The 13,896-nt window shown below is 57.7% G+C and carries 14 protein-coding genes; 6 read left to right on the forward strand and 8 right to left on the reverse strand.

The annotated features are described in order from the left end of the window. Positions 1-15: 15 nt before the first annotated feature. Positions 16-681, reverse strand: coding sequence for a class I SAM-dependent methyltransferase (locus tag ACTRWH_RS01900; protein WP_091644638.1), 666 nt, complete (start codon positions 679-681; stop codon positions 16-18). Between the two features lie 134 nt (positions 682-815). Here ACTRWH_RS01900 and mnmH point away from each other — a divergent pair, with 134 nt between their 5' ends. The 5 genes from mnmH (at position 816) to ACTRWH_RS01925 (ending at position 5,405) form a co-directional block, all read left to right on the forward strand. After that, a complete protein-coding gene (mnmH, locus tag ACTRWH_RS01905; protein WP_151983160.1) occupies positions 816-1,907 on the forward strand; it encodes a tRNA 2-selenouridine(34) synthase MnmH in 1,092 nt (363 codons plus the stop codon). A gap of 159 nt (positions 1,908-2,066) precedes the next feature. Next, positions 2,067-2,900, forward strand: coding sequence for a mechanosensitive ion channel family protein (locus tag ACTRWH_RS01910; RefSeq protein WP_036210722.1), 834 nt, complete (start codon positions 2,067-2,069; stop codon positions 2,898-2,900). Positions 2,901-3,069: 169 nt separating this feature from the next. Continuing rightward, complete coding sequence (locus ACTRWH_RS01915) at positions 3,070-3,627, forward strand: aminoacyl-tRNA deacylase (RefSeq protein WP_036210719.1); 558 nt, start codon at positions 3,070-3,072, stop codon at positions 3,625-3,627. Between the two features lie 86 nt (positions 3,628-3,713). Continuing rightward, positions 3,714-5,000, forward strand: a complete 1,287-nt coding sequence (locus tag ACTRWH_RS01920) for an FAD-dependent monooxygenase (RefSeq protein ID WP_462825819.1) — start codon at positions 3,714-3,716, stop codon at positions 4,998-5,000. Positions 5,001-5,039: 39 nt separating this feature from the next. Then, positions 5,040-5,405 carry a histidine triad nucleotide-binding protein gene (locus ACTRWH_RS01925; RefSeq protein WP_273063743.1) on the forward strand — a complete coding sequence of 122 codons (366 nt, stop codon included), beginning with the start codon at positions 5,040-5,042 and terminating at the stop codon, positions 5,403-5,405. 174 nt (positions 5,406-5,579) lie between these two features. Here ACTRWH_RS01925 and phoU read toward each other — a convergent pair whose 3' ends face one another. The 5 genes from phoU to ACTRWH_RS01950 all read right to left on the reverse strand — a co-directional run bounded on the left by phoU (position 5,580) and on the right by ACTRWH_RS01950 (position 11,085). Further along, entirely contained in the window at positions 5,580-6,302 is a 723-nt protein-coding gene (gene phoU / locus ACTRWH_RS01930; RefSeq protein WP_091644633.1) for a phosphate signaling complex protein PhoU, read from the reverse strand. A gap of 33 nt (positions 6,303-6,335) precedes the next feature. After that, positions 6,336-7,223, reverse strand: coding sequence for a phosphate ABC transporter ATP-binding protein PstB (gene pstB, locus ACTRWH_RS01935; protein WP_036210707.1), 888 nt, complete (start codon positions 7,221-7,223; stop codon positions 6,336-6,338). 11 nt (positions 7,224-7,234) lie between these two features. Beyond that, positions 7,235-8,509 carry a phosphate ABC transporter permease PstA gene (pstA, locus tag ACTRWH_RS01940; protein WP_462825820.1) on the reverse strand — a complete coding sequence of 425 codons (1,275 nt, stop codon included), beginning with the start codon at positions 8,507-8,509 and terminating at the stop codon, positions 7,235-7,237. Then, positions 8,502-9,890 carry a phosphate ABC transporter permease subunit PstC gene (gene pstC / locus ACTRWH_RS01945; RefSeq protein ID WP_036210700.1) on the reverse strand — a complete coding sequence of 463 codons (1,389 nt, stop codon included), beginning with the start codon at positions 9,888-9,890 and terminating at the stop codon, positions 8,502-8,504. The genes pstA and pstC overlap by 8 nt, the downstream gene beginning before the upstream one ends. A gap of 142 nt (positions 9,891-10,032) precedes the next feature. Then, entirely contained in the window at positions 10,033-11,085 is a 1,053-nt protein-coding gene (locus ACTRWH_RS01950; RefSeq protein ID WP_036210697.1) for a substrate-binding domain-containing protein, read from the reverse strand. Between the two features lie 195 nt (positions 11,086-11,280). Here ACTRWH_RS01950 and ACTRWH_RS01955 point away from each other — a divergent pair, with 195 nt between their 5' ends. Beyond that, a complete protein-coding gene (locus ACTRWH_RS01955) occupies positions 11,281-11,685 on the forward strand; it encodes an acyl-CoA thioesterase (RefSeq protein WP_036210694.1) in 405 nt (134 codons plus the stop codon). Here ACTRWH_RS01955 and arsJ read toward each other — a convergent pair whose 3' ends face one another. Both arsJ and ACTRWH_RS01965 read right to left on the reverse strand, forming a co-directional pair. After that, positions 11,686-12,882, reverse strand: a complete 1,197-nt coding sequence (gene arsJ / locus ACTRWH_RS01960) for an organoarsenical effux MFS transporter ArsJ (RefSeq protein WP_091644630.1) — start codon at positions 12,880-12,882, stop codon at positions 11,686-11,688. A 1-nt stretch (position 12,883) separates the two neighbouring features. After that, a complete protein-coding gene (locus tag ACTRWH_RS01965; RefSeq protein ID WP_462825821.1) occupies positions 12,884-13,888 on the reverse strand; it encodes an ArsJ-associated glyceraldehyde-3-phosphate dehydrogenase in 1,005 nt (334 codons plus the stop codon). Positions 13,889-13,896: the final 8 nt, after the last annotated feature.

Here is a 13,896-nt window from a genome sequence, read left to right on the forward strand (position 1 = left end):
TTTTTTCGCCCGCTCTCAGGTCATCGAGCTCTGGCCTGCCAGGTACACCCGCACCCGATTAAACTCCTCAAACTCATTCAGGTCTGGCCAGGTGCGGCCTTCGATTGCGTCCTGCTGCCGGTAGTGGTCGTCACCCAGGTTCCGCAAGCGAGAATCCGCCAGTATCACCAAAGGCGCGGCTCGCCTGAACTCGGACAGCAGCGGGCGATTTTCCGGGTCATACAACACGTCCGCCGCGGTCACAACGTCCACATCACTCGGCCGCGTTGCCCAATCGGCGCTCAGGGTCACCGACACGCCATTTAATCTGGCGTTCGCCGCTGCCGCATCCAGTGCAGCCTGGTCAATATCACAGGCGATGGCCTCCCTCGCCCCGGCCATTGCGGCAGCAATAGCCACCACCCCGGAACCGGATCCAAAATCCAACACCTTTTTGCCTTTCACCAGATGTGGATGTGCGAGGATATAGGCCGCCAATACCTGTCCACTGGCCCAGCAAAACGACCAGTACGCCGGCTCAGCAACCACCGCCTGCGCCTCTTCATGGCTTAGCGGGCCTTCCAGTACTCCTGGGTCGAACAGGTAGAGGACGATGTCGGGGCAACCCGCCGGGGCTGTAACGGCAACCTGCCCCCGGCTGAGGGTTTTCCCAAGATGCTGATCTAGAATGTCGGGGGTCATGATTACTCCGGAACACAGGCATGGCAAGGCACGCATTGTAGCGGCAGCGGCGCGGCGGCACACCCGCAGGCGAGCAAAAAACCAGCATGTTCGTTATACTGCTGCCTCATTTCCCGTACGAACCCAAACCTGCCATGCCGTCCAGACCTGATACCAGCGACTATCTCTCTCTGTTCCTGAACGACGTTCCGCTCATGGACGTAAGGGCCCCGATCGAGTTCAGCAAGGGCAGCTTCCCGAATGCTATCAATGCGCCCCTGATGAACGACGAGGAACGCCACAGGGTCGGTATCTGCTACAAGGAAAAAGGTCAGGACAAGGCCATTGAACTGGGCCACCAACTGGTTTCCGGGGATCTCAAGGCGCAACGCATCGAAGCCTGGAAGCGATTTACCGCCACAAACCCGAACGGCTACCTGTTCTGCTTCCGCGGCGGCCTGCGTTCGCGGCTGACCCAGCAGTGGATCAAAGACTCTGGCATCGAGTTTCCGCTCATCCAGGGTGGCTACAAGGCCATGCGCCGCTTCCTGATCGACAGCCTGGAAGCCCTCACGGCATCGTCCGAGTTCGTTATTCTCAGCGGCCGCACCGGCACCGGCAAAACCCGCGTGCTGAATCAATTGCCCAATCCTGTTGACCTTGAAAGGTTGGCAAACCATCGTGGCTCCAGCTTCGGTCGTCAGGTAACGTCCCAACCGTCACAGATTGATTTCGAAAACCGCCTGGCCGTGGCCATGCTCAAGGCCCATCATCACGTCGGCGGGACGGTGTATTTGGAAGATGAAAGCAGACTGGTGGGCCGATGCGCCCTGCCGGAAAGCCTCAGAAACCGAATGGCAGCAGCACCCCTGATGGTGCTGGATCAACCGATCGAGGAGCGAGTACGAATCATCCGCGAAGACTATGTTGACCAGATGACGGCCGACTACGTGGAACGCGACGGCACAGAAGCAGGCTGGCTCAACTTTCGCGACTACCTTCTCAGCGCCCTCGACAGAATCCGGAAACGCCTCGGCGGTGAACGCCATAGCCGACTACGGCAGATGATGGAGGATGCCCTCGACCGCCAGCACCGAACCGGTGAGACCGGTGCGCACCATGAATGGATCGAGGCACTGTTGCAGGACTACTACGACCCCATGTATGACTACCAGCTCAGCCAGAAGGAAGGCCGCATTGTCGTGAAGGGCGGACCGGAAACCATCATCGGGTGGGCCAGTCGTTGATTTACAACGTACAACGCTCCCACCCAAACTGGACGCGCATGTTGTACGTTTGCCACAAACCTCTGCTATAACAAAACACAGGCAAATATCAATTGAACAGCCGTTGTCCCTGTCATATTTAAAGTAATAAGCCACTACTACCGAACAAGGAGTCACTGAATGGAAGATCTTCTGGGAACCGACATTAATGCCTCGGAGCTATGGGACCAGGCACTCTCGTTGATCATGACCTACGCCCCAAAGGTCGTCCTGGCCATCATCACGCTGGTACTCGGCCTCTGGCTGATCAATCGTTGCATCGGGGTTCTCGATAAAAAGCTGGGCGCAAAAGACCCGACACTCAACAAATTTCTGTGTGGGCTGATAAGCGCCATCCTCAAGGTGATGCTGCTGATCTCCGTCGCGTCGATGATCGGCATCGCTACGACGTCCTTTATCGCTGTTATTGGTGCTGCTGGCCTTGCCATCGGCCTTGCGCTGCAGGGCAGCCTGGCCAACTTTGCCGGCGGCGTACTGATTCTGATCTTCAAGCCATTCAAAGTCGGTGACACCATCGAAGCTCAGGGCTACCTGGGTGCCGTCGCGGAGATTCAGATTCTTTACACGGTGGTAAATACCTTCGATAACCGCCGCATCGTCATTCCCAACGGCAGCCTGTCCAACGCCACCCTGGTGAACGTCAGCATCTACGACAAGCGCCGCTGTGACATGACTTTCGGTATTCACTACGACGACGACATCGACAAGGCCAAGGCCATTCTGAAGCGCCTGTTCGACGAGGACGAACGTTCACTGAAGGATCCGGAACCCCGTATCTGCGTGGGCAGTCTTGGCGACAACTCCGTTAACCTGATGTTCCGGGCCTGGGTCGCCACCGATGACCTCTGGCCGTACTACTGGGACATGCACGAGAAAGTGAAGAAGGCGTTCGACGCCGAGGGCATTACCATTCCGTTCCCGCAGCGGGATGTGCATGTCTACAAATCCGAGTGATTGGTATCTCATTAACACACACTGTTACTCGCATTCTGTACAGCCTCAACTAAGCTGACCAGTAATGGCGGTGCAGTCGCATTAGCGGCGTCACCGCCAGTCACCGGAACCGGGTCAGGAATATCACCGGTTCCAGTACCGCTGTCATTGCTGGTAGGAGGTTGTCACTATGCCGGTACAGCAGTTGAAGGAATACCTTGATCAGGCAGGCGTGGAATACATGTGCCTGTCTCACCCCCCTGCGTTTACCGCCCAGCAACTCGCCCACCACGTCAAAATCGCCGGCGACCGGGTGGTGAAAACCGTCATTATTGAACTGGATGGCAAAATGGCCATGCTGGTCATGCCCGCTACCTGGCGTATCCGTTGGGACCGACTGACCCACATCCTGGATACCGATTTTGTCGATCTTGCGGACGAACAGGAATTTCAGGACCGCTTCCCCGAGTGCGAAGTGGGCGCCATGCCGCCATTCGGCAACCTGTTTGATATGTCCGTGTATTGCGCAGAGGCTCTGACCCGGCAACCGGAACTCGCCTTTGCCGCTGGCAGCCACACCGAATCCATCCACATGAAAACGTCAGATTTCCTGGAACTGGTGCATCCGATGGTGCTGGAGCAGGGATTTGTAAAACCAGGCGCGCAAAAGCCAGCCTGGCTCAAGGGCCGCGCCCGCAGGGCTGAGTCCCTGACCGGCAGCCCCACCGCCAACCTGGCCGGTTACTGACACCAAAAACCGGCCCAGGCTTGATCCGGACGGCTTGTCTGGATGCGTCCATCGCGTAAACTGGGCGTACCAGACAGGAACCCGTTATGACTCAAGCCTTTGATATTGTGATTGTCGGTGCCGGCATGGTCGGTGCTGCCCTCGCGACCGGACTTGGCCGCAGTGGCTTCCGCGTGGCCCTGGTTGACCGTGGCTCCGCCCCCGAATTCGATCCCTCGCTGCCTCCAGACATCCGCGTGTCAGCCCTGAGCGCCGGCAGTGAGCGCTACCTCAACGATCTTGACGTCTGGCCCAGTATGCTCGCCATGCGTGCCACACCCTACGCCCGCCTGGCAGTCTGGGACGAAACCCGCCACCCACTCAGCAACCTGCTGCCCCGCAAGGTCGCCGATGTGGTGTTTGACGCCAGCAACCTGTCCGCCCGACACCTGGGGCATATCGTGGAGAATCGCATTACCCAGCAGGCGTTGTGGAACAGCGCCGCGGCTCTGAACTCGGTCTCCCTGTTTCCCGACAACGCCGTCAATCACCTCGAAAACGGCAACAACCACGCTGCTGTGACCCTGGAGGACGGCACCGAACTCGAGTGCCAATTGGTGGTGGGCGCCGATGGCGCGGCATCCGGCGTCCGGGAACTGGCGGGCATCGGCGTAACCCGGGACCAGTACCAGCAACAGGCAATGGTCATTTCGGTTCGCTACCAGGGCGCGGTTGAGGACATCACCTGGCAGGGCTTCTACCCGTCCGGCCCACGGGCTTTCCTACCGCTGCATTCCGCGGGCAATGGCGAAAGCTGGGCCTCTCTGGTGTGGTATGACTCGCCGGAGCAACTAGCGCGCCTGAAATCACTGGACGACCGTGCATTGATGGCAGAAATACAGAACGCCTTCCCACCGGAATTACCTCTGCTGACGCACATTGAAGCCAAAGCCAGCTTCCCGATTGCCCGCCAGCACGCCAAAACCTATGTGAACAATCGTGTCGTGCTGGCAGGTGACGCTGCCCACACAATCAACCCGCTGGCTGGCCAGGGCGTCAACCTGGGCTTCCAGGACGCCCTCTGCCTGCAGACCGTCATCCGCGAGGCCAAACGCGCAGGCTGCGACCTGGCCGATCCGGCGTGGCTGACCAAATACGAGCAACAACGCCGCCCGGCCAACCGCCGTATGATGATGGCGATGGACGTGTTCTACCACCTGTTCAGCAACCGCACGCCGCCTCTGCACTTGTTGCGCAATCTGGGCCTGGGCGCCGCGAAAGCAATGCCATTTGCCAGAAACCGGGTGGCCAAATACGCTATGGGCATCGACGACGAACTACCCCCGCTGATTCGCCAACTGGCGGATCGGCTGCCGGGGATGAAGCAACTGTAAAGCGTTTCACAAGCCTCAACTCATCAACAGGGAATCATCATGGCGGAAACCATTTTCACCAAGATCATGAACCGGGAAATCCCGGCGGACATCGTTTACGAAGACGACATCAGCCTGGCGTTCAAGGACATTAACCCACAGGCACCGGTGCACCTGCTGATTATCCCGAAAAAGGAAATCGCAACGATCAACGATATTGAGGAAGGAGACCGGGAGTTGGTGGGCCACTTATACTGGGTTGCCGCCAAGCTGGCGAAGGAGATGGGCTTCGCCGACGATGGCTATCGGGTCGTCATGAACTGCGGCGAAAATTCAGGCCAGACGGTATTCCACATCCACCTGCACCTGCTGGCCGGCAAGCCCCTCGGTTGGCCGCCGTATACCGATAAAATGAAGCAAGGCTGATCGCCTTGAGCGCCGGCGATATCTGAGATATTTACGAAGCCGGGCGGGAGGCACTGTTCAGGACCATGGAGCGCCAGGGATGGCGCGACCGAGCCCTACATGGACGTATTCACGGGCGTGTCCTGAACAGTGCCTCCTGCCCTGCGGGAATACCCGCACCAGAAGGCTACGAACTCAGCGCCCGACGACCTTCTCAGCTTCCTCCACCGGCGTATGCCGAACATCCTCACCCTTGACCATGAAGATCACATTCTCGGCAATGTTGCAGGCATGATCCCCCACCCGCTCCAGGGCACGGAGAATCCACATCACCGACATACAGCGGGAAATGTTGCGGGTGTCTTCCATCATGAACGTCAGCAACGTCCGCGTGGCCGCCTGGTACTCCTCATCTACCCGCTTGTCTTCCTTCATGATCCGCAGCGCCTGCTCAGAATCGAGACGGGCAAAGGCGTCCAGGGCATCGTGCAACATGCTAAGAACATGATTGCCAATGTGGCGCACTTCCACGTACCCACGAGGCGCCTGACCTTCCTCTGACAGCTTGATGGCAAACTTGGCGATTTTCTTGGCCTCGTCACCAACCCGCTCCAGGTCCGCCACCATCTTGATCACCGAAATCACCAACCGCAGATCACGCGCGGTGGGCTGGCGACGGGCGATAATCAGGGTTGCTTCCTCGTCGAGGTCGATTTCCATCTGATCGACTTTCTTGTCCGTGGCACGGACCTCGTCCGCCAGGTGGCCATCATTTTCCACCAGTGCGGTAATCGCACGGTCGACCTGGGACTCCACCAGGCCGCCCATCTCAAGAAACTCGCTCTTCAGGGCCATCAGTTCGTCATTGAACTTGTGCGAAATGTGATCGCCGTAAACATCGTCCTTTTTATCTGGCATGACTGTGTTCTCCAGTGTTCAACAATACCGGCGTTAACCGAAACGGCCGGTGATATAGGATTCGGTGAGTTCGTGCTCGGGCGACGTAAACACCTTGTTGGTTTCGTTTACTTCCACCAGATGCCCCAGGTGGAAATACGCCGTTCGATTCGATACACGGGCTGCCTGTTGCATCGAGTGGGTCACGATCACGATGGTGTAACTCTCCGACATTTCCGCCATCAGCTCTTCCACCCTCGCGGTTGCAATGGGGTCCAGTGCAGAGCAAGGCTCGTCCATCAGAATAACCTCCGGGCTCACCGCGATAGCGCGCGCAATGCACAGGCGCTGCTGCTGGCCGCCCGACATTCCGGTGGCTGTCGCATCCAGACGGTCCTTGACCTCGCCCCACAGCCCCGCCTTGCGCAGGCTGTTCTCGACGATGTCATCAAGATCGGATTTTCGATTGGCCAGGCCATGAATCCGGGGGCCATAGGCCACATTGTCATAAATGGACTTGGGGAACGGGTTTGGCTTCTGGAAAACCATGCCCACCCGCGCACGCAATTCGACAACGTCGCGGCGACGGTCATAGATGTCCTGATCGTCCAACTGAAGTGACCCCGTCACCTTGCAGATTTCGATGCTGTCATTCATCCGGTTGAGACACCTCAGGAACGTGGACTTGCCGCACCCTGAAGGTCCAATAAAGGCAATGACCTCGTTCTTCGCCACATCCAGGCTGATGTTCTTGATCGCCCGGGTATCACCGTAGGAAACATTGACATCGCGAAGCTTGAATTTGGCATTGTCGGCAAAAGGCTCTCCCACCGTTTTGCCTTCCTCAATGATCGTTTCCTCGGGCTGCTCCCGCACCGGAGCAACCGCCTCAACCTCTTGATGATCGGCTTCTTTGGTAATCGTTGGGTTCATCGTATTCATCGCTTATCTCCTTACCACCGACGCTCAAGGCGCTTGCGAAGCCAAATGGCCAGTGCGTTCATGCTAACCAGGAATGCCAGCAATACCATGATGGCTGCTGACGCACGTTCTATAAAGGCGAGCTCCGGGCTGCCCGCCCACAGGAAGACCTGAACCGGGAGTACCGTCGCCGAATCGAAAAAGCCGTCCGGAACATCAACGATGAACGCCACCATCCCGATCAGCAACAGGGGGGCGGTCTCGCCCAGTGCCTGCGCCATGCCGATAATGGAACCGGTCAGCATTCCCGGCATGGCCAGCGGCAATACATGGTGTAACACCACCTGCATTTTGGAGGCACCAATACCTTCGGCAGCCTCCCGGATTGACGGCGGTACGCTTTTAATGGCCGCCCGGCTGGAAATGATGATGGTTGGCAGGGTCATCAGCGTCAGTACGAGACCGCCCACCACCGGCACCGATCTAGGCATGCCGAACAGGTTGATGAACACCGCCAGGCCCAGCAAACCGAAGATAATCGACGGCACCGCAGCCAGGTTATTGATGTTCACTTCAATGAAATCCGTGAGCCTGTTCTGGGGTGCAAACTCTTCCAGGTAAATGGCAGCCGCAACCCCGATGGGGAACGAGAGCACCAGTGTCACCAGCATGGTCAGCAAGGACCCGACGATCGCCCCAAGAATACCGGCGCGGGACGGATCACGGGAATCGCCGCTGCTAAAGAACACATCGTTGAAGGACGTCTGCACAACCTCATTTTCCACCAGCTGATCCACCCAGCGCTGTTGCCGGTCACTGAGCTTGATGGAATAGGCGTCGTCACCTGCATGCTTCACGTAGACATCCACGTCGGTGTGAGCCAGAACAGTCAGTGTTTGGGTGGTTCCAAGCCACTCGGGGTTCTGCTCGAGCATGTCACGCAGCTCATTGGACGCGTAGGGGTTAAGCAGATCACGGACGGCATCCCTGTTCTCTTCCGTTGCACCCGGCACCTGTTTGATCATTGCCTGCACCAATGGCTCCACAAAATCAGCCATCTTGATCTGCTTTTTGTCCGTGGGGTCGTCCAGGTACATCATTTCACCATCGAGCTCGACTTCCATGGTGATCGTGGTTTTGGTGAAGCCGGTGTAGCCTTTACCAATAATGTCGACGAACAGCACCACCAGGGCGGAAAGCGCAATCGCAATCGCCAGTATGCCGTAGGCCCGGAACCGGCGCTCCTTGCGGTAACGCCGTTTGAGTGACTGGCGGACGAGCTCCGCCTGTGAACGTTGATCAGTCATACTGTTCCCGATATTTGCGAACGATTTTCAGGGCTACCACATTCAGCAACAGGGTAGCGAGGAAGAGCATCGCGCCGAGGGCGAAGGCCGCCAGGGTCTTGGCGCTGTCGAATTCCTGGTCGCCGGTCAGCAGGGTGACAATCTGTACGGTAACCGTAGTGACGGTTTCCAGCGGATTGGCCGTCAGATTCGCTGCGAGGCCCGCGGCCATGACCACGATCATGGTTTCACCAATGGCTCGGGAGACTGCCAACAGCACCCCGCCCATAATGCCGGGCAGTGCCGCCGGGAAAATCACCTTCTTCATGGTTTCCGACTGGGTAGCGCCCAAAGCCAGGGAGCCGTCACGCAGGGTTTGCGGTACCGCGTTGATGACGTCGTCCGACAGTGAAGACACAAACGGAATGATCATGATGCCCATGACCCCGCCAGCGGCGAGCGCACTCTGGGACGACGCATCGATACCCAGAGAGGCCGCGAAGTTACTGATGAACGGCGCGACGGTAAGCGCTGCAAAGAAGCCGTAGACCACCGTCGGGATACCCGCCAGCATCTCAAGCAATGGCTTGACCACCCCGCGCACTTTCTTATTGGCGTACTCCGAGAGGTAAATCGCCGACAGCAATCCCACCGGCACCGCAACCAGCATCGCAATCGCCGAAATCAGCAGCGTGCCGGTGAACAGCGGGATCATGCCAAAGGCGCCCTGGGCTGCCACCTGATCTGCTCGTAATGCGGTTTGCGGGCTCCACTGGGAGCCGAAGATAAACTCGGTGAACGGAATCTTCTGAAAGAACCGGAAGGTTTCAAACGCCACGGAGAAAATAATTCCGATGGTGGTCAGAATCGCCAGCGCGGCACAGGCGAAAAACAGCCACTTCAGGATCGACTCCACTTGTGTCCGGGCGTTCAGTGCCGGGCGAACCCGGAGCCAGCCCAAAAATCCCGCCAGCACAGAGACGGACACCACCAGGGTGGTCATGAACATCCGGCTCTGTTCCCTCAGCGCCTTCAGTCGCTCTGCAGCTTCAACAATGGGTGCTTCCGCAAACCCCGGAGGCAGGCTACCACTGGCCACGTTGCTGATCTTGCTCAACAGAAGACTCGCCTCGCCCTCGGACGCCGGCAACATTTCCTGTGGCAGGGAGCCAATAACCAGGGTCTGGATAACTTTTCCCTGGAACGCTGCCCAGAGCCCAAGCACCAGCAGCGCGGGAATGCCGCACCACAAAGCCGCTCGTGCCCCGTAATAAAAGGGCAGGGACTTGAGATGACGAATGCCCCCCATCGGCATCGCCAGTGACCGCGATCGGGCATAGCCCAAGCCGTAGGCAACCATCGACAGCACGATGGTCAATAAAAGCAGATTGGCCGGTTGCATGAAAATTCCCGTAACAAGCTAAAAAGGACCACAAGTGTAATCATTCGGAAAACAGGACGCACATGCCGCTTTCCAGACGTGCAAAAGGGCGCGAGCCTTTCAAAGACCCGCACCCTTATCAGTCAACACCTTGTCGACTGGCTTACATCAGTTCTTCCTTGGCCAGGTTAGGCATGTCAGATGCCTTGTCCTGCAGCTTCATCAGCGCGTCGCGCGGAGGAACGATCAGGCCAACGTCCTTCAGGTAGCCATTCTTGCCCATGGCGCTCGGGCTCGCAAAGAACTCGGCGTATTCCGCGATGCCCGGAACCACACCAACGTGGGCTTTCTTGACGTAGAAGAACAGTGAACGGGCAACCGGGTATTCGTCTGCCGCAATGGCTTCAGCCGTCGGTACCTTGCCGTTCAGCGTCGCAGCCTGCAGACGGTCAGCGTTCTCTTCCAGGAAGCTGTAACCGAACACACCGTAAAGGCCTTTGTCGTCGATCAACTTCTGAACGATCAGGTTATCGTTCTCGCCGGCTTCGATGAACGCGCCATCTTCACGAACGCTCTGACACACGCCTTCCATGTCGTCTTCGCTCATGTCGGCAACCGCTGGCAGATCTTCACAGCCGCCCTGCAGGGCCAGCTCGTTGAAAGAATCACGGGTACCGGAGGTGGGAGGCGGTCCCATCACACGAATGGCAACGTTTGGCAGGCTGGAGTCAATGTCGCTCCACTTTTCGTAGGGGTTATCAACCAGCTTGGTCTCATCGTCCGGTGAAGGAACCTGCTTGCCCAGGGCCAGGAAAAGCTGCTCAAGGGTGATGTCCAGGTTATCGGCTTTCTGCGAGCTGGCAATCACGATGCCGTCAGAACCGATGCGGAATTCGGTGATGTCTTTTACACCGTTTTTCTGGCAAAGATCGTACTCAGACGTCTTCATGCGACGTGACGCATTGGTGATGTCCGGATGCTGGGTGCCGATACCGGCGCAGAACAACTTCAGGCCGCCACCAGAACCGGTTGACTCAAGCTTCGGAGTCGGGAAGTCAGTTGAAGAACCAAAGCGCTCAGCCACAACCGTCGCGAACGGATAAACAGTAGAGGAACCGACGATGCTGATGGTGTCGCGCGCCATGGCAGGAGTCGACACGGCGGCAATGCTACCGGCCAGTGCCACAGTTGAAAGGGCTGTTCTAAGTTTGATCACGTTGAGTCTCCATTTGTCACGTTGACTTTATTTACGGGTTTGCTTCACCGATGTGTGAACAATAAAGGCACTCTATGACAACTTTGTTACAGCCATTGAAATATAGAACAGGACGTTCAATTTTTCTTGCAGACGCGGCGCAGGCCGCTAACATGCGGGGTACTAAAACAATTCCGAACTGATAAGGTTGAATCCATGACGGCGCTTGATGACGACAAACCCACGCCCCGGGGCGAACTGGTAATCCAGGTAATCCCTCTTCCCTCAGACACCAACCCCAACGGCGATGTGTTCGCCGGCTGGCTGGTTAAACAGATGGATATTGCTGCGGCAACGCTCGCGGGGCGAATTTCACAGGGCCGCAACGCCACTGTGGCCATGGACAGGATGGAGTTTCTTTCGCCGTTGCGGGTGGGATCCCAGGTTGGCTGTTACGGTGAGTTGGTGGAAGTGGGGCGCAGCTCGATGAAAATCAACATTGAAGTCTGGACCCTGGACCGCACCGCCAAGGCCCCGCGCAAGGTAACCGAAGGTCTCTTCATTTATGTTGCCATCGACGAGCATGGCCGCATCCGGGAAGTTCCCGACCAGGCCACCTGATCAGGTGGCAGGAACTGGCCGCTTCTCCGGTAAGAACATCGAGAGTATCGCCGCTGCTGCCACCAGACCCGCGGATATCCACAAACAGGCTTGCAGCCCGTAGGCCTGATAAACCCAGCCGGACAGGATCGTTCCCAGCAAGCGGCCGGCGGCATTCGACATATAATAGAACCCCACATCCAGCGAGACACCATCCCCTCGCGCATAGCTAACAATCAGGTAGCTGTGCAGCGAGGAGTTGATGGCAAACAGAACGCCAAACAGCATCAGACCGCCGATAACCACCACCTGGGGCGTCCACCCCACCGTCAGACCAATCGCGATCGCCGCGGGTATAAGCGCCAGAAGCATCGCCCAGAGCACCGCGGGTTGTTTGCCGTCCATATTCCCGGTAATACGCGGCGCAAGGGTCTGGATAAAGCCGTAGCCAATCACCCAGGTGGCCATGAAGCCACCCACTTTCCAGAAATCCCAGCCAAACACAGTGTGCAGATAAACCGGCAGAGCCACTACAAACCACACATCCCGGGCGCCAAACAGAAACATTCGGGCAGCAGATAGCACGTTGATGGCCCGACTCTTGGACAGAATTTCGCGAAACTTCGGCTTTGCCTTGCTCTTGCCCAGGTCCTGCCCCAAGAGGAAAAGGCTGGCCAGCCACACCACACTCAGGGCCACCGCCATGATAACGACCGCGCCCTGGAACCCGGCAGCCATCAGCAGCACACCACCGAGGAAAAAGCCCACGCCCTTCAGTGTGTTCTTCGATCCGGTGAGGATGGCCACCCATTTGTACAGAGTGCCCTGCTGCTCATCTGGCACCAGAAGCTTAATGCCGCTCTTGGCGGACATCTTATTCAGGTCTTTGGCGATACCGGAGATGGCCTGAGCCGCCATCACCCAAGGCACCGTCAGCATGGCCGCCGGCACCGCCAGCATGGCAAGAGCGGCAATCTGAAGGAACAGCCCGATATTCATGGTGCGATTCAGCCCCATGCGAGCGCCCAAATAGCCACCCACCAGGTTGGTCACCACCCCGAAGAACTCGTAGAAAATGAACAGCAGGGCAATTTCCAGCGGTGAATAGCCGAGCTGATGGAAATGCAACACCACCAGCATCCGCAATGCCCCGTCCGTCAGGGTGAAGGCCCAGTAATTACCGGTGATGACCAGGTACTGTCGGATGGCAGCAGTCATATCAGACGGAACCTACCCGGCGCGCCAGTTCTGCGGTGCGGTTGGCGTAGCCCCATTCGTTGTCGTACCAGGCGTAGATCTTCACCTGGGTGCCATTCACCACCATGGTGGAGAGTGCATCAATAATGGAGGAGCGAGGGTCGGTTTGGTAATCGATGGACACCAGCGGGCGCTCTTCGTAGCCCAGAATGTTTTTCAGATCGCCCTCAGCAGCCTCTTTTAACAACTGATTTACGGTATCGCGATCCGTGGGTGTTTCCACCTCGAATACGCAGTCGGTCAGCGAGGCATTCGTCAGTGGCACCCGAACCGCATGGCCATCCAGACGGCCCTTCAGCTCCGGAAAAATTTCGATAATCGCGGTGGCGGAACCGGTGCTGGTCGGAATCAGTGAACTGCCACAGGCGCGGGCCCGCCGCAGGTCCTTATGGGGCGCATCGATGATGGTTTGAGTGTTGGTCAGGCTATGGATCGTCGTGATGGAACCATGCTTGATACCCAGCTTCTCGTGGATGACCTTCACCACCGGCGCCAGGCAGTTGGTGGTGCAGGACGCAGCAGTGATAATGCGGTCATTGGCCGGATCAAAAATGCCGTCGTTCACGCCCACCACAATGTTTTTGGCCCCAGCCTCTTTCACAGGAGCGGTGACCACCACGCGCTTGACGCCCTGATCGAGATACGCCTGGAGCACGTCCACCTTTTTCATTTTGCCGCTGGCTTCAATCACCAGATCGCAGCCGGACCAGTCGGTCTCCCCAATGGTTTTATTGCGGGTGACGCGAACCGATTTACCCTCGATAACGATACTGTCGCCGTCCACACCCACTTCGTGGTCCCAGCGGCCATGAATACTGTCGAAGTTCAGCAGATGTGCCAGCGTCTCGGCATCGGCGCCCGGATCGTTGATCGCTACGAATTCCATCTCCGGCCACTGCCACGCTGCCCGCAGGGCCAGGCGACCGATTCGACCGAATCCATTTATTCCGACTTTGATCTTGCTCATGATGTGCT

It is taken from the genome of Marinobacter sp. G5_S1_61_S3, assembly GCF_054968585.1.